We start from the raw sequence: 18,596 nt of genomic DNA, 5'->3' as shown, positions 1-18,596 counted from the left end.
ATGATTACCCGCCCGCCGCTGCACTGGTTCCGGATGCTGTTTGTCCTGCGGGGCTCGGTGCTGCCCAAGATCGCCCCGCAGCTCGTCACCATCACGCTGTTTGCCGCGCTGATCACCACCTTCCACGGCCGGATTGGCGACTGGAAGGTGTCGCTGAACTTCGTGCCGTTCTCGCTGATCGGCCTGACGCTGGCCATCTTCCTCGGTTTTCGCAACAGCACCAGCTACGCGCGCTTCTGGGAAGGGCGCACGCTCTGGGGCAGCGTGCTCAATGAAGCGCGCTCGCTGACGCGGCAGGCGCTGACGCTCGGGGCCGACCCGCGCGACGCGCGCCAGCTGGTCTATCGGCTCTGCGCGTTCGTGCACGCGCTGCGCCATCAGTTGCGCGGCAGCGAGGCCTGGCCCGATGTGGCGCCGTTCCTCGACGAGGCGGATGCGGCCCGCCTCAAGGCCGCGAAGTTCAGACCCGCCATCGTGCTGCTGATGGCGGGTGAATGGGTGGGGGAGCGACTCCGTGCCGGCCAACTGGCGCCGCCGCTGGCCCAGTCGATGGAAATGTCGCTGAATCAGCTCAGCACGGCGCTGGGCGGCTGCGAGCGGCTGGCCGGCACGCCGATCCCGTTCACCTACTCCGTCATCATCCATCGGTGCATCTACCTGTACTGCATGCTGCTGCCGTTCGGCCTGCTGGATTCGATCGGACTGATGACGCCGGTGATCGTCAGCTTTATCGCCTACACCTTCTTCGCGCTGGAGGCGCTCAGCGCCGAGATCGAGGAGCCGTTCGGCGAGGAACCCAATGATTTGGCGCTGACCGCCATGTCCTACTTGATCGAATCGACGGTGCTGGAGATGATCGGCGAGGCTCCGAAAAGTGCCGCGCCGGCGCAGCAGAATTTCATCCAGACCTGAGATCGGGCTCGCACCACAAACATTCAAAACAATGCGACCCCAAGGTACATGTTCGACACATTTGGTCCGCTAAGAGGGCTACTACTTCACTTGTTCGGTCAACGCGTCACACACGCAGTCGTTCGTCGTACGGCGGCAACACTTTGCCTGGGAAGGCCCCGCATTCCGCAGTGGATGTAGACGGAGGGCTCGAATCGATAACCGTTATCATTTACATTCATGGGCTTTCGTAAGGTTGTTGTTACAAGGATGAAAGCCATGAAGTCGAGCCGTTGCGGCAAGCTGCCTGCCGCTCCCCAGATCGCGCTGTGCGCCACGGCGCTTGCGGTGTCCGTCCTGTGTCTGACGCCGCACGCGGCTTCCGCACAGCAAGCGGAGAGCCAGACCGGGCAAACCGGACAAAGCGGGCAAGCGGGGCAGGGCGGCAACGACGAGCGGATGCTGGAGACGGTCCAGGTCAGCGGCAACTGGCTCGGCACCGGGCTGCAGAACAGCGTGAAGACCTTCCCGGGCGCCCGTACCGTGGTCGACGAGAAGCAGATCGAGCAGAGCGGCGCGTCCAGCATCGGCGATGTCATGCGTCGCATCCCCGGTGTGCAATCGACCGATAACTCGGGCACCGCCGGCAGCGCGATTTCGCTCAATATTGGTGTGCGCGGCCTGACCGGCCGGTACTCCCCGCGTTCCACCGTGCTGCTCGACGGCATTCCGATGGCGGTGGCGCCCTATGGGCAACCGCAGCTGTCCTTCGCGCCGGTGAGCCTTGGCAATATCGAAACCATCGACGTGGTGCGCAGCGGCGGCGCGGTGCGCTACGGCCCGCAGAACGTGGGCGGCATTATCAACTTCACGACCAAGCCGATTCCCACCGGGCCGGGCATCAGCGGCGACGCGTCGATCCGCCAGAACATCTTTACCGAGGGTGGTGGCAGCAACACCCAGTACGACGCCTTCGTGGGCACCACACTCGAGAGCGGCCTGGGCCTGGCCTTCCTGTACTCGGGCATGACTGGCCGCGAATGGCGCAAGGGCAGCGACGACAACGTCAACGACGTGGCGCTGAAGTTCGCCTACGACATCACGCCGTCGCAGCAGGTCTACGGCAAGTTCTCGTACTACGACGTGCGCTCGCGCACGCCGGGCGGCCTGTCGGTGGCGCAATACAACGCCGACCCGTTCCAGAACACCCGGCCGAACGACTACTGGAGCGGCAACCGCACCGGCTTCGACCTGGGCTACGTGAACACGATCTCCGCCGACCAGGAATTCGAGATCCGCACGTTCTTCAACGACAGCTATCGCCAGAGCACGCTGCAGCAGAGCGCCACCCAGATTGCGCACCAGCCGCGCAACTACACCACCTTCGGGATCGAGCCGCGCTACACGCAGCGCGTGTCCCTGGGGCCGACCCAGCATGACATCACCGTGGGCTACCGGTATATCCGCGAGCGTGGCGACGACAACGCGTACAACCAGAGCCTGGTGACGGGCGTCTCGGGCCCCACCACGTCGTTCGACAACGCCACCGATGCTCATGCCGTCTACATCGACGACCGCATCGCCTACGGCAACTGGCGCTTCGTACCCGGCGTGCGCTTCGAGCACATCGATACCAACCGCCAGCAGCGCGGCACCAACACGCAGTTCGAGAGCATCAACAACAAGGCGCTGCCGTCGGTGAACGTCTCGTACCTGGTGAACAATGCGTGGACCGTGTTCGCGGACTACAGCACATCGTTCGGCCCGGTGCAGAACATCCAGCTCAACTCCCAGACGCCTTCCAATCCGCTGCAGCCGGAAGTGGCCCGCACCTTCGAGTTGGGCACGCGCTGGACCGACAGCCGCATCCGTGCCGAGCTGACCGTGTTCAAGATCAAGTTCGACAACCAGATCCAGCAGGTGCCTGGGCTGTTCCCGGCCACGTTCCAGAACATCGGCGCTACCGACCATGATGGCGTGGAATCCGCGATCGACTACACCTTCGACCGCGCCAGCCTGCTCGGCGGCCTGAACCTGTACGCCAACTACACCTACACGCGCGCGATCCAGAAGTCCGGCACCACGGCCGGCCTGGACGTGCCGTTCTACTCGCGCAATACCGACACCATCGGTGCGCGCTACGACTGGCGTAGCTGGACGTTCAACATCTCCACCACGCACCAGAGCTCGCAGTATGCGGATCTGGCCAATACCGTGGCCGAGTCGCCTGATGGCAGCGTGGGCCGTATTCCGGGCTTCCGCACCTGGAATCTCCAGGCGATGTTCAAGGTGCCGCAGATGAAGCGCACCGACATCACCATCGGCCTGAACAACCTGTTCGACAAGCGCTACTACACGCGTACCACGGACAGCAATGCTGGCCGTCTGGTGGGTGCACCGCGCATGGTCTATATCCAGGCACGCGCCGGGTTCTGACCGGCCAGCGGGATGGGGCGACCGGGGAGGCTTCCCGGCCCCCCATCCCGGCGGGCACGCCGCGCGGTGGGCATGGGCCTAGGACCTATTTCCCTTTGCGGACTTCCGGCCTATGCTGAAGCATCGCGCCGCATGCGGCGTGCCTGCCCACCCCTCCATGGTCAACGCATCTGCCTCGCGTGACGCCCCTTCCTCTCCATGGCGGCGCTGGTTGCCCGGACTGGCAACCCTCGCGGCCTATCAGCCTGCGTGGCTTCCCCGCGATCTAGCTGCCGGACTCGTCCTGACCACGATGCTGGTGCCGGTGGGCATCGCCTATGCCGAGGCATCGGGCGTGCCCGGCGTCTATGGCCTGTACGCGACGATCGTCCCCTTGCTGGCCTACGCGCTGTTCGGCCCGAGCCGAATTCTGGTGCTGGGGCCGGATTCCGCGCTGGCGGCGCCGATTCTGGCCGTCGTCATTACCGCTTCCGCCGGCGATCCGGCGCGCGCCATCGCCACAGCCAGCCTGATGGCCATCGTTTCCGGCCTGTTTTGCATCGTGCTGGGGCTGCTGCGCCTTGGGTTCATCACCGAGCTGCTGTCGAAGCCGATCCGCTACGGCTATATGAATGGCATTGCGCTGACCGTGCTGGTCAGCCAACTGCCGAAACTGTTCGCCATCCAGATCGAGGATGCCGGGCCGTTGCGCGAGTTGTGGGAGCTGGGCCGGGCGATTGCCGATGGCCAGACCAACGGCTACAGCTTCGCGGTGGGGGCGGCCAGCCTGGTCGTGATCCTGCTGCTCAAGCGCTTCGAGCGGGTTCCCGGCATCCTGATCGCCGTGATCCTGGCCACGCTGGCGGTCGCCTTGTTCCATCTGGATAGCCGCGGCGTGAAGATCCTCGGCGAAATTCCGCAGGGCCTGCCGGCGTTTGCGGTGCCGTGGCTCAGCGAGGCGGATCTGGTCAAGATCGTGCTCGGCGGCTGCGCCGTGGCGCTGATCGCGTTTGCCGATACCAGCGTGCTGTCGCGCACCTTCGCGGCGCGCGCGCATATGCGCGTGGACCCGAATCAGGAGATGGTGGCGCTCGGCGCCGCTAATCTGGCGGCGGGCTTTTTCCAGGGCTTTCCGATCAGCAGCAGCGCGTCACGCACCCCGGTGGCGGAGGCGGCCGGCGCACGCACGCAGTTGACCGGCGTGGTCGGCGCCATCGCCGTGGCGGCGCTGCTGATGTTCGCGCCCAACCTGCTGCGCTACCTGCCCACCAGCGCGCTGGCCGCCGTGGTCATCGCCGCAGCGATCGGGCTGTTCGAGTTCAAGGACCTGCAGCGCATCTTTCGCATCCAGCAATGGGAGTTCTGGCTGTCGATGCTGTGCTTCGCCGGCGTGGCTGTGTTCGGCGCGATTCCCGGCATCTGCCTCGCCGTGGTGGTGGCGGTGATCGAGTTCCTGTGGGACGGCTGGCGGCCGCACTTCGCGGTGCTGGGCCGGGTGCCCGGGCTGCGCGGCTATCACGACATGAAGCGCTACCCCGAGGCGGCGCGCATCGACGGGCTGGTGCTGTTTCGCTGGGACGCGCCGCTGTTCTTCGCCAATGCCGAGCAATTCCAGCAACGGCTCACCGAGGCGGTGGCGGACTCGCCCACCCCGGTGCGCCGCGTGGTGGTGGCCGCCGAGCCGGTCACCAGTGTCGACGTCACCTCGGCGGACATGCTGCGCGAACTGAGCCACGCCCTGAGCGCGGACGGCATCGCGCTGCATTTCGCCGAGATGAAGGACCCGGTCCGCGACAAGCTCAGGCGCTTCGAACTGACCGAGGTCTTCAGCAATGATCGCTTTCATCCCACCGTGGGCAGCGCAGTGGATGACTATCTGAATTTGCCGGCAGACCCCGCGCGCCCGGGCTGACGCGGCTAGCGTGGCCGCGCTTTCACTCCGTCCACCCGCCGCCCAGCGCGCGGAACGTCGCCACGGCTGCGCGGGCGTTGTCGGCGCGCACGCTGGCCTGCTGGTCACGCGCCGCCAATAGCAGGCGGTCTTCTTCGAGGACTTCGAACAGGCTGACCGCGCCGCCCTTGTAGGCCTCCTCGGCGGCGCCGCGCGAGCGGGCGTGGGCCGCCACTTCCACGGCCAGTTCCCGGCTTTGTACCTCCAGCTGGGTCAGCGCGATGATCGCGTTCTCCACGTCCTCGGTGGCGCGCAGCATGGACTTGCGATAGTTGGCCAGCGCCTCGGCATTGGCGCCCTTGGCCTGCGCCACCTCGGCATCCACCCGGCCGAAATCGAACAGTCTCCAGCGCAGCCCGGCGATAGCGGCGGGCTGGAATGCCGACGCGGTGAACAGCTTGCTGGCGGTCAGGCTCTCGAAACCGAGCAGGGCCGATATCGACACCTTTGGGTAGTACTCCGCCGTGGCAACGCCGATCTGGGCGTTCGATGCCGCCAAACGGCGTTCGGCCGCGATCACGTCCGGCCGGCGTTGCAGCAGGTTGGCCGGCCCTTGCGCCACGGAGATCTGCGGTACGGTCATACGCTCGGTGGGCGTCGTCAGTTCGGCGCTGTAGGTGCCCGGCTGCGCGCCCATCAACACGTCGAGGCGGTTGAGTTGGGTCTCCAGTTCGATCTGCAACGGCGGGAGCGTGACGCGCGTCTGCGCGAGCTGCGCTTCCGCCTGGGCCCGTTCGCGCTCGGCGCCGATGCCATCGGCCAGTCGCAGTTGCACCAGCTCCAGCAGCCTGGCATTGGTGCGCACCTGTTCCTGTGCAATGGCAATGCGTTGCTGCGCGCCGCGCACGCGGAAGTAGGCATCGGCGGCTTCCGCCACCACCAGCACGCGCACGCCCAGATGCTCGGCTTCGGCGGCCTGGGCTTCCGCGCTGGCCGCCTCGGCGCCCCGGCGCAGGCCACCGGCCACATCGATCTCCCAGCTTGCCCCCACGCCCGTGCTGTACAGCGTCTGGTTGCGGTCATAGCCCGGCAGGTTTCTGCCCAGCCCGCCTTGCGGCCCTTCCAGAGACTGGCGCTGCTTGCCGACGCTGGCGGAGAACGACCCCTGCGGCAGCAATTCGGCACCGGCCCGGCGCGCGGCGGCGCGGGCCTGATCCACGCGGGCGATGGCCGCCGCCAGATCCAGGTTCTGCTCCAGCGCGCGCTGGATGACCCGCGTCAGCGCGGGATCGTCGAAGCCCAGCCACCAGCTATCCAGTGACGGTGCGGGCTGGGTGGCTTCGCGGGCAGCCAGGGCCGCGGCATGCGGGTAGGCCGCCGGCATATTCGCCTCGGGCGCATGGTAGTCCGGGCCGGCTGCGCAGGCGGCGAGGGTGGCGGCGACGCCGGCGGCGATCAAGGTAGAGAGAAGGCGCGGGAGACCGGCGCGGGTGGGGCGGGGCGAATGAAGCGGCATTGCGGACACCTTTCGACAGCAACTAGGGAGAATTGCATCAACTAACTTGCATGATGATAGTGACTAGTCTAGACTAACTTTCAAATTGATAGCAACGTGTATTTCAAGGAGTCCGGAGATGCAGAAAAAGCCACTTGGCGAGACGCCGTGCCCCATCGCCCGCACGGTTGCCCGGGTCGCTGACAGCTGGAGCGTGCTGATCCTGCGCGAGGCGTTCTACGGCATCACCCGCTTCGATGCGTTCCAGCAGAACCTGGACATCGCCCCGAACATGCTGACCCGCCGCCTGAACTCGCTGGTGGAGGAGGGCATGCTGGAGCGCCGCCAATACTGCGAGCGCCCGCCGCGCTTCGAATACATCCTGACGGACCGCGGCCGTGACTTCCGCCAGGTGCTGCTGGCGATGCTCGCCTGGGGTAACAGGCATCTCGCGCCCGAAGGCGAAAGCGTGCAACTGGTGGACCGTCAGACCGGCGAGCGCGTCGAGCCGGTGCTGGTGGATGCCGCCAGCGGACGTCCCATCGTCGGGCACGATTTCCACGTCGTGCCCGGCCCCGCCGCCACCGAGCGCCTGCGCCAGCGGCTGGAGCGCTCGGCCGAGGCCTGAGTCGATCCCCTGAATCCATCCCCTTTTATCAACACCGCTGCGCAGGCAGCGGGCAATCCCCGCATGCAGAGAGGAAGTGCCATGAGCAGCGATGCGCTGACTGAACGGGTCGGAGCCGACTCCATTCCCGCGACGAAATCCAAGGTCAGCGCCAAGCGGCTGCTGGCGACTGGCCTGTTGGTAGCGGCCGGGCTGGCCGGGGTGGGCTACGGCTACCACTGGTGGACATCCGCCCGGTTCGTGGAAAGCACCGACGATGCCTACGTCGGCGGCGATGTCACAGTGATTGGCGCCAAGGTGGGCGGCTATATCGCGGAAGTGGCGGTGACCGACAACCAGTCCGTCCGCGCCGGTGACCTGCTGGTGCGGATTGACGACCGCGACTATCGCGCCGCGCTGGCCAAGGCCGAGGGCGCCGTGGCGGCCCAGCAGGCACTGCTGGCCAACCTCGATGCGACGGCGCGCCTGCAGGAGGCGGTGATCGGGCAGGCCAAGGCTGGCATTGCGTCGACCAACGCCGACACCGTGCGCGCCCGCGACGACCAGGCCCGCTACGCGAGCCTGGTGGCCAAGGCGGCGGTCTCGATCCAAAGCTCCCAAAAGGCGGATTCGGACTACAAGCAGGCGCAGGCCAATGGCGAGCGCGCGCGTGCGTCGCTGCTCGCCGCGCAGCGCCAACTGGATGTGATCGGCACGCAGAAGCAGCAGGCGCAGGCCGCGCTGGCGCAGGCGATTGCCGAGCGGGACATCGCCAAACTGAACCTGAGCTATACGGAACTGCGCGCGCCGGTGGATGGCACCGTGGGCAACCGGCGCGCCCGCGTGGGCGCTTTTGCCGGCGCCGGCAGCCAGTTGCTGGCCATCGTGCCGGCGGGCGGGCTGTGGGTCGACGCCAATTTCAAGGAAGGGCAGCTGGCGCATATGCGCCCCGGCATGCCGGTGGAGATCGAGGCCGACGTGGTGCCCGGCCGCGTCTTCCATGGCCACGTGGTAAGCCTGGCGCCCGCCACCGGCGCGCAGTTCAGCGTATTGCCGCCGGAGAACGCCACCGGCAACTTCACCAAGATCGTCCAGCGCGTGCCCGTGCGGGTGCAACTGGATGAGCAGGATGCCCGGCTTGGCGTGCTGCGCCCGGGCCTCTCGGTCATCGCGCAGGTCAATACGCTGCCGCCGAAGCAGGTGCAGTGATGACGGCCGCCAGCCTGACCAGCCCGCCGCGCGCCGTGGCGGAGACGCCTCCGGGCGAGATGTCCACCGCCGCCAAGGTGTTTGCCTTCGGCACGATGTGCGTAGGCATGTTCATCGCCTTGCTGGACATCCAGATCGTCTCCGCGTCGCTGCGCGATATCGGCGGCGCGCTCTCCGCCGGGACCGACGAGACCGTCTGGGTGCAAACCAGCTACCTGATCGCCGAGATCATCGTCATTCCGCTGTCGGGCTGGCTCTCGCGCGTGATGTCGACGCGCTGGCTGTTCGCCGCCTCCGCAGCCGGCTTCACCGTGACCAGCCTGCTGTGCGGCATGGCGTGGGACATCCAGAGCATGATCGCGTTCCGCGCGCTGCAGGGCTTCCTGGGCGGCTCGATGATCCCGATGGTGTTCACCACGGCCTTCGCGTTTTTCAGCGGGCCGCAGCGCGTGATCGCCGCCGCCACGGTCGGCGCGCTGGCCTCGCTGGCGCCGACGTTGGGACCGACGGTTGGCGGCTGGATCACCGATCATTTCTCCTGGCACTGGCTGTTCTTCATCAACCTGGTGCCGGGCATCTTCGTCACCGTTGCGGTGCCGCTGCTGGTCAAGGTCGACCGGCCCAACTGGTCGCTGGTGCGCGGGGCGGACTACCTCGGCATGGGGCTGATGGCGTTGTTCCTGGGTTGCCTCGAATACACGCTGGAAGAAGGGCCGCGCTGGGATTGGTTCGGCGATGACGTGATCCTGGCCACGGCCTGGATCTCCGGTCTGGCGGGCGTGGCCTTCATCTGGCGCTCGCTGACCTATGCGAATCCGGTGGTGGACCTGCGCGCGCTCAAGGAGCGCAACTTCGCACTCGGCTGCTTCTTCTCCTTCGTCACAGGCATTGGCATCTTCGCCACCATCTACCTGACGCCGCTGTTCCTGGGGCGCGTGCGCGGCTTCAGCGCGCTCGATATCGGACTGGCGGTGTTCTCCACGGGCGTGTTCCAGATGGCGTCGATCCCGCTCTATGCCTTCCTGGCGAACCGGGTGGACCTGCGCTGGCTGATGATGTTCGGGCTGGCGATGTTCGGCATCTCGATGTGGTACTTCGCGCCCATCACGCACGACTGGGGATCGGCAGAGCTGCTGCTGCCGCAGGCGCTGCGTGGCATGGCGCAGCAGTTTGCGGTGGCGCCGACGGTCACGCTGACGCTCGGCAGCCTGCCGCCGGAACGACTCAAGCTGGCGTCGGGGCTATTCAACCTGATGCGAAACCTCGGCGGCGCCATCGGCATTGCGGCGTGCGCCACGGTGCTCAACGATCGCGGAAACATGCACTTCCTGCGCGAGGCGGAGCATCTGAACATCCGCAATGAGGCGATGGGCAACCTGCTGCAGAGCGTTGCCGAGCGGTTCATGGCAGCCGGCCACGACGCCCTCGATGCGCAGACGGCAGCACTGCGGCAACTATGGGGGCTGGCCTGGCGCGAGGCCCAGACGCAGACCTTTGGCGACATCTACCTGATGATTCTGGTGTGCTTCGCCATTGCCACGGCCATGGTGCCGCTGATGCGCAAGGTGGCCGCCCCCAAGGCGCCGTCGGCGGATGCGCATTAAGAGGCGCCTGCCCGCGCATCAGTGTGCAGATCGGACAATAGGTTGCCCGCGCCAAACGGGCACCACTGGCGTATCGACAAGTATTGGTCTTCACTGCCCTAGGGGCCGGTACAACGAGGACCGAATATGGACGAAGACTCCAGCAAGCTTGGCGCCGCCGCCGTGGCAATCCGGCTGGGCACCATCGGCGCAGTCATCCTCTGCATTGCAGGCGGTTTCGCCTATGCCGGCGGATGGCTGACGCCCGGGAGATTGACCCAGGGCAAGGTGATTGACGGCTTCGAGGCCGTCAACGGCAGGCACATCGGCTTCCGGCGCAACCACGCCAAGGGGCTGTGCGCAACCGGATGGTTCGACAGCACGGGCGCGGGCACGGCGTTCAGCAAGGCCGATGTGCTGGCGCCGGGGCGCGTGCCCGTGACCGGGCGCTTCGCCTTTGCGGGGGGCATGCCTTTCATCCCGGATGCGCCGACCCTGGTGCGCAGCCTCGCCCTGCAGTTCAACCCCCGGGGCGGAGAGGAATGGCGAACCGCGATGATCGACATTCCGGTCTTTCCGTTCGCCAACGTGCAGGCGTTCTACGATCAGATGATCGCTTCGGTTCCCGATCAGCGGACCGGCAAGCCAGACCCCGAGAAGATGAAGGCGTTCGCCGCGACGCATCCAGAGTTCGGGTCAGCCATCGCCATCGTGAGCAAGCGTGCGGTGTCTTCTGGCTTTGCAAACGACACCTACAACGGACTCGACACCTTCCTGTTCGTCAACAAGGCAGGCGTCGCCATACCGGTGCGGTGGTCCGCCGTTCCTGTGCGAGCGTTCGCGCCGGCCGGTCCCCCATCGCACAACGATCCCAACTACCTCTTCGATGGCCTGATTGCCGATGCCGCCCAACAGCCATTGCAGTGGAAGATGGTGGTCACCATTGGCCACCCCACCGATCCGGTCAGTCCCAACGTTCCGTGGCCCGACGACCGAACGCGCGTGGAGGTGGGCACCGTGACGCTCGACCACCTGACGGCGGAAGAGCGCGGCACCTGCACTGACATCAATTTCGATCCGACCGTGCTGCCCGCCGGCATGCGCACGTCGGCGGATGCAATCCCGAGCGCCCGCTCGGCTGCGTACGCGAAATCGTTCACGCTGCGGCAACGCGAGCGCGCCGCCAAGCCACCCAGTGCCGTCACCGAAGCCGAAGTCCAGGCAGGAGGTCGATCATGAAATCCAGTGTCCGTGGTTTCTCGCTGCCTTCCCGCATCCTGCACTGGGCGATGGCGGTGCTCATCCTTGCGATGCTGTTCATCGGGATTGGCATGGTGGCGACGGTGTCGTCGCGGTATCTGGCGCTGTTGTCGCTGCACAAGGCGATTGGCATCGGCATCCTGTTGCTGGCGCTGATTCGTGTCTGCAACCGGCTGTTGAGCCGGCCGCCGGTATTGCCGCAGTCGATGCCCCGGCTGCAACGCGTGGCGGCCAAGACATCGCATGTGGTGCTGTACGGCTTGATGCTCGCCATGCCCTTGATCGGATGGGGCATGCTCTCGGCGGGCGGCTATCCGGTGGTGCTGGCCGGCGCGGTGCAACTGCCGCCCATCTTGCCGCACAGCGCTCATCTCTATGCGTTCTTGCGGGAGACACACACTGTAGGCGCGTTCTTGCTGCTCGCCGTCCTCTTGCTTCACATCGCGGCCGCGCTGTACCACGGCATGATCCGGCGTGACGGCGTGCTGGCATCGATGACGACAGGCACCGCACGGTAGTGCGCGACACCGCCGCGATAGGGCGCCTGCTCCTCGCTGGCACGCTCACGGCAGTGGGTGCAGGCCTGGGCGGGATGGCACTGGCGTTGCTACTCCATGCGATCCAGCATCTGGCCTATCACTACAGCCTTTCTCACGTGGTGAGTAGCGAAAGCTTCCTGGCCGGCGTGGAGAGCGCCACGCCGCTCCGGAGGCTGGCGGTGGCGATGGGCGCGGGCGTTGTGGCGGGCGTCGGCTGGTTCGCCCTCTATCGCTATGGACGCCCGCTGGTCAGCATCAAACGTGCTGTCGACGAAGGCGCCCCCATGCCGCCCGGGTCGACCATTGCCCACGCGCTGCTTCAGATCGTCACCGTTGCCATGGGTTCTCCGCTGGGCCGCGAAGTGGCGCCGCGCGAGATCGGCGCACTGATTGCCTCGCGCCTCGCTGCGGTCTTCGCGCTACCGGCGGAACAACGGACCTGGATCGTGGCCGCCGGCGCAGGAGCCGGGCTGGCTGCGGTCTACGGCGTGCCGCTGGCCGGCGCGGTCTTCACCCTCGAAGTCCTGCTCGGCACGTTTAACCCGAGCGCGGCGGCCTTGGCGCTGTTTATGTCCGCGCTGGCGGCGCTCATCGCGTCCCTCGGGCTCGGTTCGGGCGTGCAATACGCTGTTCCTACGCTATCGCTCAACCATTGGCTCACGGTGTGGGCGCTCCTGTTCGGGCCGATCTTCGGTGTCGCCGGCTTTGCATTCAGGCGGGCGACTGCCACTGCCCGCGCCCACGCGCCGCGCGGCGTCTGGCTGCCCGTGCTCTGCATGCTGAGCTTTACGGCGCTGGGGCTCCTGAGCATGCGTTTTCCGGAATTGCTGGGCAACGGCAAGGGCCCGGCGCAGCTCGGATTCCAGGGCGAGATGGCGCTGGGCATGGCCTGCACGCTGCTCGCACTCAAGGTGATCGTCATCTGCGCATCGTTGCGCGCGGGGGCCATCGGCGGCCTGTTGACGCCCGGGCTTGCGTGCGGAGCGCTGCTTGCGATTGCGTGCAGCGCGCTGTGGAATGCCGCCTTGCCCGGCGTTTCGGCAAGCGCCTGCGCGATTGTCGGCGGGGCGGCATTCCTCGCTACGTCGATGCGCATGCCCCTGACGGCCATCGTTCTGGTGGCGGAGTTCACCGGTTTGCCCCAAGCGCTGGTGCCGGCGGTCCTGCTCGCGGTGGCGGGATCGGTCGGCGCGGCGCGGCTCTGCGCGCGGCTGCCCGCGCCATAGTTGGGCGCGACGGTAACGTCGGGAAGCCAGTAACAGGAGAGGTGGCTCGCCTAAGGGTTCCGGGCGCCCCCGCCCGATGGCACCTGGCGTGCCAGGAATCGATCGAGCTGGCCAGCGAACGCCTTGCTGTCCTGTGCCGAGTACGGTGCCGGCCCGCCGGTATCGATGCCTGAGGCGCGGAGCTGATCCATCACATCGCGCATTGTCAGTCGCTCCTGGATATTCTCGCGACTGAACCAGCTGCCCCGAGGGTCGAGCACGTGAGCGCCCTTGTCCAAAGCCGCGGCGGCCAGAGGGATATCCGCCGTAATCACGAGGTCACCGCTGCAGGCCAGTTCAACGATACGGTTGTCGGCGGCATCGAACCCCGCCGGCACCTGGATCGTCTTGATAAAACGGGACGGCGGCGTGCGCATGTACTGGTTTGCCACCAGCGTGACGCACACTTCGACACGCTGCGCGGCTCGATACAGCATTTCCTTGACGACAACCGGGCAGGCGTCTGCGTCAACCAGTACTTGCATTGGGGGTTCCAATTAGGGGGTGGGAGCGGGCATGGTACCGCCTGCGGGGGCCGTCCGCGTGCGCAAGCGCAAAATTGTGCATGCATCGTTAACGGGTGGCCCTTGAGTAGGCAAGGCCTGAGCCCCATAATGCCAGCGCCTTACCTGTAGGGCGCTGGCGGAGCAGCCCGGCGCTCGCAACCGGAACCTAACCATGATCGACTACATAGCGAACCTGATCCGCTCCTACGGCCTCACCATCGTCAAGGTGCTGGTTGTCCTGATTTGCGGCGGCTGGCTGATGGGCGCACTCCGCGCCGAGGCGGGCGGCGCGCTATCGAACGCAATCATCGTCGCAATGGTGATTGTCGTGGCTTGGATCGTCCGCCTGGACGTGAAGGCCGCTGCTGCCAAACGGCGTTAATCGGACCTGCCACCGTAGCAAGCTTTACCCGATTCGTTCGCCCACCAGTTCTTCGCTTTTAGCCCAGAGCGCCTTGGCTGTTTGCGGATTGAAGGCATGGGGGCTGGCGCCGTCCACGAAACTGCCGTCCGAGGAAGGCTCGACGACATGGCAATTCTCGCAATAACGTCCCCCGACGTCTTCTGCCGATGCGACGACGCCAGCCCAGACCGAAGTCGCCGCTCCCTGAGGAATGCTCTTCCAGCGGATGGTCGCCTTACCTTCGGCCGCCAGCTGGGCGTTCAGCGCCTCAATTCGTTCTTGGATCATGACCGGATCTACGTAACGCCCCAGCTCTGTCTGGATGGTGCCGGGGTGGACCGCCGTCGCGCGCACGCCGCGCGCCTTGTTGCGTCGATCGAATTCGACGGCGAACAGGACGTTGGCGGTCTTGGACTGCGAATAGGCTAGTCCTTCGGAATAGGGCTTGTGTTCAAAGTTCGGATCCTCCAGATCGACGTCTGCGACCCGATGCGACGAGGACGCGAGCATGACCAGTCGCGCGCCAGCCGGCATGAGCGTTGCGATCCGGTTGACCAATACGAAATGGCCAAGGTGGTTCGTGCCGAACTGCATCTCGAAGCCGTCTACGGTGCGTCCAAACGGCGTTGCCATCACTCCCGCATTGGCAATGACCAGATCGAAAGGTCTTCCTGCTGCAAGGAGCGTATCGGCGCAGCGCCGGACGCTCGAAAGGGAAGCCAGGTCCATCTCCACGATTTCGAATTGCCCATTGCCGCCGCTGGCCGCCGCGCGAACGTCGGTAGTCGCCGCCTCGGCCTTCCTCAGATCTCGTGCCGCACCCACCACTTCAGCGCCGTGCGCCACGAGGGATCGCGCAGTCTCGACGCCCAGCCCAGCGGAGACACCCGTGACCAGCACCCGTTTCCCCTTGAGGTCGATCCCGGCCAGCACATCGTTTGCTGTCGATTTCCAACCAAGCGAGCCGTTTGACATATGTTTTTCCACAGGTCGTTGAAGATGCGTACACTCTAAGTGTGTACTGCACTACATAGTCAATAGACCGATCATGATGATTTCGGAGTTTTCCCACATCACGGGACTGTCGCGGGAGACGGTGCGCTTCTACRTACGGCTCGGGCTTTTCCGGCCGACAACAAGCGGCAAGGGAGGGCGACGTCCCTATCAGCTTTTCACCGACGAGGATCGCCGGGCCGCCGAGGTGGTCCGGGTGGGGCAGTCCCTCGGCCTATCGCTCAAGGAAATCGCCGCCCTGGATACCGAGCGCCGAGAAACCGGCTTCTCTCCGGATCGCAGGACCGAAATCCTGAAGGGACAACTTGCCGGACTCGAAGCGAAGGCGGCGGAACTGGACTCGATGATCCGCTTCGTACGCGCGAAGATCGATTGGGTGGTGGCAGGCGGGCGGGGCTCCCACCCCGACCTGGGATCCTGCGGATGTGACACTGCCGGCTCCCTCACTTGACAGGCCTGTCCGCTACCGTCCCGATATCCGTCGTCAACGGCTTCCTGTCGGGCGCGGATCCGGCTGTTATCGCGCGGCTTGCCGACCGCTCGGGTATTGCGCATGAACTGCTGCAACAACCCGCCGCGCGGGTCACCCAGGAACAGTTCGCCACGCTCTATCGGCTGCTGGCGATGGAGCTTGACGATGAAATGCCTGGCATCTTCAGCCGTCCGCTGCGTAATGGCGTGCTGAAGTTCCTGGGTCTCAGCCTGCTCGACGCGCCAAGGCTGGAGGTTGCCCTGCATCGTTTTGGCCAGTTCTTCCACCTGATCCTTGATGAATTCCGTCTGACGTTACGGCGTGAGGGTGGGGAGGGGCATGTCGAATTGGTGGCGAACCCGGATGGCCCGGGCGTGAGCGTGCTGGGCTGCGAACTGATGCTGAAGCTGGTGCATGGGATGGCCTCGTGGCTCATCCGCCATAGAATCGTGCTCAATGGTGCCGAGTTCGCCTTTCCGCACCCGCCGCAGAGCAGCGATCATCTCTATCTGTTTCCAGGCCCGGTCCGCTTTGACTGCGCGCGCACGCAGATCAGGTTCGATGCGGCCTACCTTGACTTGCCGGTCAGGCAACGCAAGCCGGACCTCGAAACATTTCTTGCACGCGCGCCTGAAGACTGGATATTCGTCGCCTTCGCCGAGCAGTTGACCTGCCACCGCGTGCGCCAGCACCTTGCCGAATGCCTGCCTGCGTCGCCGACCATCGATGCGGTCGCCCAGGCACTCCACCACTCCGTGCGCACCTTGTGCCGGCGTCTGTCGGCCGAAGGCACGACGTTCCAGGCCATCAAGGACGAGGTGCGGCGCGATCTTGCCATCCAGCGCCTGACGCGCTCCGAAGATCCCATTGCCGCGATTGCCTACGACGTAGGCTTCGACAATCCCACCGCCTTCCATCGGGCGTTCCGGCACTGGACGGGCAGCACCCCCAACGCCTACCGTCGCCCGCTCTGATCCTTCGATCGGCGTCGGCTGGCGTCGATCGGTGCGGACTGTCAATCCTGGCCGTCGACTAACAAATCCTGCCACTTCAGGCGACGCTCACGCCGTCTGCCGGGTGCGTGCGCGGCTTCGAGGCTGAAAGCGGCACGATTTGTCAGCGAATGGGCCAGTTCGGGTAATCGGCTTTGCGCTGCCGGACATTACGATGACTCCGTCAATGTCGCAGCGCAGCAGGCCACCGAGCCGCGGGCGCTGCATCTCAAGATAAAGAGGCACGAGATGAGCTATACCGCACCCACCAAGGACATGCTGTTTGTTATCCGGGATCTGGCCGGACTGACAAAGATTGCCACGCTTCCCGGTTTCGAGGACGCCACCCCGGAGACGGTCGAGGCGGTTCTCGATGAGGCCGCGAAATTCCACGGCGAGGTCCTGGCGCCGCTGAACGTGGCAGGGGACAGGGCCCCGAGCAGTTGGCACGACGGCGAAGTGCGGACCACGGCCGGCTTCAAGGAGGCGTTTCGCCAGTTCGGCGAAGGCGGCTGGCAAGGTGTGGTCCATCCGACCGAATTCGGCGGACAGGGATTGCCCAAGCTGGTCGCCACGCCATGCATCGAGATGATGAACGCGGCAAACATGTCCTTCGCGCTGTGTCCGCTGCTGACCGACGGCGCCATCGAGGCACTGCTCACGGCGGGCTCCGACGAACTGCAGCAGCGCTACCTGCCGCGCCTGATCGCAGGCGAATGGACCGGGACGATGAACCTCACCGAGCCGCAGGCCGGCTCCGACCTCGCGCTGGTGCGCTCGCGTGCCGTGCGTCAGGCGGACGGCGCCTACAAGGTATCGGGCACCAAGATCTTCATCACGTACGGCGAGCACGACATGGCCGAGAACATCGTGCATCTGGTGCTGGCACGCACGCCGGACGCACCCGAAGGCGTGAAGGGCATCTCGCTGTTCCTGGTGCCGAAGTTCCTCGTCAACGATGACGGCTCGCTGGGGGCGCGCAACGATGTCCAGTGCGTGTCGATCGAGCACAAGCTCGGCATCAAGGCCAGCCCGACCGCCGTGCTTCAGTTCGGCGATCACGGCGGCGCCACCGGCTACCTGATCGGGGAAGAGAACCGCGGCCTGGAATACATGTTCGTCATGATGAATTCGGCGCGCTTTGGCGTGGGCGTGCAGGGCATCGCGATTTCGGATCGCGCATACCAGCAGGCCGTCGCCTACGCGAAGGATCGCGTGCAGAGCCGCCCGGTGGACGGCACGGCAAAGGAACCCGTCCCGATCATCCGGCACCCCGACGTTCGCCGCATGCTGACCGAAATGCGGGCGCTGACCGAAGGCGCACGGGCGCTCGCGCTGGTGGCGGCCGGCTACTCGGACATCGCGCACGCCGCTGCCGATCCCGAGACGCGCGCGCAACATGCCGCGGTCTACGAATACCTCGTGCCCGTCATCAAGGGATGGAGCACGGAGATGTCGCTGGAGGTCACCAGCCTCGGCGTGCAGGTGCACGGCGGCATGGGCTTTATCGAGGAAACGGGTGCGGCGCAACACTACCGCGATGCGCGCATCCTGCCGATCTATGAAGGCACCACCGCCATCCAGGCCAACGATCTGATTGGCCGCAAGACCGTGCGCGACGGCGGCGCCACCGCACGGGCCATCCTCGCGCAGATCGACGACACGCTTGTCGCGCTCGCGGAACGTGGCGCCAATGCGGCATGCAGCGCAATGTACAAGCGTCTGAGCGCGGCGCACACCGCACTGGCGAACGTCATCGAGTTCGTCGTCGCGAAAACGCGTACCGATGCCAACGCCGTGTTCGGTGCCAGCGTGGCCTACCTGAAGCTGGCTGGCATTGTGCTGACCGGATGGCAAATGGCGCGGGCACTCATCGTTGCCATCGAGAAGCATCACGAGGACGAGGCCTTCTACGGCGCCAAGATCGCCACCGCGGCGTTCTTTGCCAACCATATCCTGGTGCGCGCGCCGGCCATGGAAGCGGCGATCACCAGTGTCGCCGGCACGGACGGATTCCTTGCCTTGAACGACGCGCAGTTCTGACGCAGTCAGAC

At 65.8% G+C, this 18,596-nt stretch carries 16 protein-coding genes; 13 read left to right on the top strand and 3 right to left on the bottom strand.

Annotated elements, in window-relative coordinates; genetic code table 11:
- The 3 genes from AC1DEL_RS23315 (at nt 1) to AC1DEL_RS23305 (ending at nt 5,218) form a co-directional block, all read left to right on the top strand.
- Entirely contained in the window at nt 1–912 is a 912-nt protein-coding gene (locus AC1DEL_RS23315; RefSeq protein WP_477125921.1) for a bestrophin family protein, read from the top strand.
- 258 nt (nt 913–1,170) lie between these two features.
- Nucleotides 1,171–3,327: a TonB-dependent receptor family protein gene (locus AC1DEL_RS23310; protein WP_477125922.1), complete on the top strand. Its 2,157-nt coding sequence runs from the start codon at nt 1,171–1,173 to the stop codon at nt 3,325–3,327.
- Nucleotides 3,328–3,484: 157 nt separating this feature from the next.
- On the top strand, nt 3,485–5,218 hold the full coding sequence (locus AC1DEL_RS23305; protein ID WP_477125965.1) for a SulP family inorganic anion transporter: 1,734 nt from the start codon (nt 3,485–3,487) through the stop codon (nt 5,216–5,218).
- Nucleotides 5,219–5,240: 22 nt separating this feature from the next.
- Here AC1DEL_RS23305 and AC1DEL_RS23300 read toward each other — a convergent pair whose 3' ends face one another.
- A complete protein-coding gene (locus tag AC1DEL_RS23300; protein ID WP_477125923.1) occupies nt 5,241–6,713 on the bottom strand; it encodes an efflux transporter outer membrane subunit in 1,473 nt (490 codons plus the stop codon).
- A gap of 118 nt (nt 6,714–6,831) precedes the next feature.
- Between AC1DEL_RS23300 and AC1DEL_RS23295 the strand changes: the two genes are divergently transcribed.
- The 6 genes from AC1DEL_RS23295 (at nt 6,832) to AC1DEL_RS23270 (ending at nt 13,116) form a co-directional block, all read left to right on the top strand.
- The gene (locus tag AC1DEL_RS23295; protein ID WP_092300484.1) at nt 6,832–7,320 is read left to right on the top strand and encodes a winged helix-turn-helix transcriptional regulator; all 489 of its coding nucleotides are present in this window, start codon (nt 6,832–6,834) and stop codon (nt 7,318–7,320) included.
- Nucleotides 7,321–7,401: 81 nt separating this feature from the next.
- Nucleotides 7,402–8,508, top strand: a complete 1,107-nt coding sequence (locus AC1DEL_RS23290; RefSeq protein ID WP_092300481.1) for an HlyD family secretion protein — start codon at nt 7,402–7,404, stop codon at nt 8,506–8,508.
- Entirely contained in the window at nt 8,508–10,112 is a 1,605-nt protein-coding gene (locus tag AC1DEL_RS23285; protein WP_092300478.1) for a DHA2 family efflux MFS transporter permease subunit, read from the top strand. The genes AC1DEL_RS23290 and AC1DEL_RS23285 overlap by 1 nt, the downstream gene beginning before the upstream one ends.
- Nucleotides 10,113–10,238: 126 nt before the next feature.
- Entirely contained in the window at nt 10,239–11,330 is a 1,092-nt protein-coding gene (locus tag AC1DEL_RS23280; protein ID WP_477113616.1) for a catalase family peroxidase, read from the top strand.
- Nucleotides 11,327–11,869, top strand: coding sequence for a cytochrome b (locus tag AC1DEL_RS23275; RefSeq protein ID WP_477113615.1), 543 nt, complete (start codon nt 11,327–11,329; stop codon nt 11,867–11,869). Before AC1DEL_RS23280 ends, AC1DEL_RS23275 begins: the two co-directional genes overlap by 4 nt.
- Before the next feature lie 74 nt (nt 11,870–11,943).
- Nucleotides 11,944–13,116, top strand: coding sequence for a chloride channel protein (locus AC1DEL_RS23270; protein WP_477125924.1), 1,173 nt, complete (start codon nt 11,944–11,946; stop codon nt 13,114–13,116).
- Nucleotides 13,117–13,166: 50 nt separating this feature from the next.
- Here AC1DEL_RS23270 and AC1DEL_RS23265 read toward each other — a convergent pair whose 3' ends face one another.
- On the bottom strand, nt 13,167–13,640 hold the full coding sequence (locus tag AC1DEL_RS23265; protein ID WP_092300469.1) for a YaiI/YqxD family protein: 474 nt from the start codon (nt 13,638–13,640) through the stop codon (nt 13,167–13,169).
- Between the two features lie 193 nt (nt 13,641–13,833).
- On the opposite strand from AC1DEL_RS23265, the gene AC1DEL_RS23260 reads away from it, so the two are divergent.
- Nucleotides 13,834–14,043 carry a hypothetical protein gene (locus tag AC1DEL_RS23260; RefSeq protein WP_092300466.1) on the top strand — a complete coding sequence of 70 codons (210 nt, stop codon included), beginning with the start codon at nt 13,834–13,836 and terminating at the stop codon, nt 14,041–14,043.
- A gap of 24 nt (nt 14,044–14,067) precedes the next feature.
- Here the strand turns inward: AC1DEL_RS23260 and AC1DEL_RS23255 are convergent, their stop codons facing one another.
- Nucleotides 14,068–15,039 (bottom strand): SDR family NAD(P)-dependent oxidoreductase, encoded by a 972-nt coding sequence (locus AC1DEL_RS23255; protein WP_477125925.1) that lies wholly within the window; start codon nt 15,037–15,039, stop codon nt 14,068–14,070.
- A 73-nt stretch (nt 15,040–15,112) separates the two neighbouring features.
- Here AC1DEL_RS23255 and AC1DEL_RS23250 point away from each other — a divergent pair, with 73 nt between their 5' ends.
- The 3 genes from AC1DEL_RS23250 to AC1DEL_RS23240 all read left to right on the top strand — a co-directional run bounded on the left by AC1DEL_RS23250 (nt 15,113) and on the right by AC1DEL_RS23240 (nt 18,585).
- The gene (locus AC1DEL_RS23250; RefSeq protein ID WP_477159190.1) at nt 15,113–15,529 is read left to right on the top strand and encodes a MerR family transcriptional regulator; all 417 of its coding nucleotides are present in this window, start codon (nt 15,113–15,115) and stop codon (nt 15,527–15,529) included.
- The gene (locus tag AC1DEL_RS23245; RefSeq protein WP_477125926.1) at nt 15,526–16,524 is read left to right on the top strand and encodes an AraC family transcriptional regulator; all 999 of its coding nucleotides are present in this window, start codon (nt 15,526–15,528) and stop codon (nt 16,522–16,524) included. Before AC1DEL_RS23250 ends, AC1DEL_RS23245 begins: the two co-directional genes overlap by 4 nt.
- A 267-nt stretch (nt 16,525–16,791) precedes the next feature.
- Complete coding sequence (locus AC1DEL_RS23240; RefSeq protein ID WP_477125927.1) at nt 16,792–18,585, top strand: acyl-CoA dehydrogenase; 1,794 nt, start codon at nt 16,792–16,794, stop codon at nt 18,583–18,585.
- The last annotated feature ends 11 nt before the right edge of the window (nt 18,586–18,596 follow it).

The organism is Cupriavidus sp. 10L43_2, from assembly GCF_056395265.1.
This window is presented reverse-complemented; position numbering and strand designations above follow the sequence as displayed.

Bases quoted from the DNA above. Each gene is read 5' to 3' on its own strand.
- AC1DEL_RS23270 (WP_477125924.1), top strand. From the start codon at position 11,944: ATGGCACTGGCGTTGCTACTCCATGCGATCCAGCATCTGGCCTATCAC.
- AC1DEL_RS23285 (WP_092300478.1), top strand. From the start codon at position 8,508: ATGACGGCCGCCAGCCTGACCAGCCCGCCGCGCGCCGTGGCGGAGACG.
- AC1DEL_RS23260 (WP_092300466.1), top strand. From the start codon at position 13,834: ATGATCGACTACATAGCGAACCTGATCCGCTCCTACGGCCTCACCATC.
- AC1DEL_RS23295 (WP_092300484.1), top strand. From the start codon at position 6,832: ATGCAGAAAAAGCCACTTGGCGAGACGCCGTGCCCCATCGCCCGCACG.
- AC1DEL_RS23310 (WP_477125922.1), top strand. From the start codon at position 1,171: ATGAAGTCGAGCCGTTGCGGCAAGCTGCCTGCCGCTCCCCAGATCGCG.
- AC1DEL_RS23280 (WP_477113616.1), top strand. From the start codon at position 10,239: ATGGACGAAGACTCCAGCAAGCTTGGCGCCGCCGCCGTGGCAATCCGG.
- AC1DEL_RS23255 (WP_477125925.1), bottom strand. From the start codon at position 15,039: ATGTCAAACGGCTCGCTTGGTTGGAAATCGACAGCAAACGATGTGCTG.
- AC1DEL_RS23275 (WP_477113615.1), top strand. From the start codon at position 11,327: ATGAAATCCAGTGTCCGTGGTTTCTCGCTGCCTTCCCGCATCCTGCAC.
- AC1DEL_RS23265 (WP_092300469.1), bottom strand. From the start codon at position 13,640: ATGCAAGTACTGGTTGACGCAGACGCCTGCCCGGTTGTCGTCAAGGAA.
- AC1DEL_RS23300 (WP_477125923.1), bottom strand. From the start codon at position 6,713: ATGCCGCTTCATTCGCCCCGCCCCACCCGCGCCGGTCTCCCGCGCCTT.
- AC1DEL_RS23240 (WP_477125927.1), top strand. From the start codon at position 16,792: ATGAGCTATACCGCACCCACCAAGGACATGCTGTTTGTTATCCGGGAT.
- AC1DEL_RS23305 (WP_477125965.1), top strand. From the start codon at position 3,485: ATGGTCAACGCATCTGCCTCGCGTGACGCCCCTTCCTCTCCATGGCGG.
- AC1DEL_RS23315 (WP_477125921.1), top strand. From the start codon at position 1: ATGATTACCCGCCCGCCGCTGCACTGGTTCCGGATGCTGTTTGTCCTG.
- AC1DEL_RS23290 (WP_092300481.1), top strand. From the start codon at position 7,402: ATGAGCAGCGATGCGCTGACTGAACGGGTCGGAGCCGACTCCATTCCC.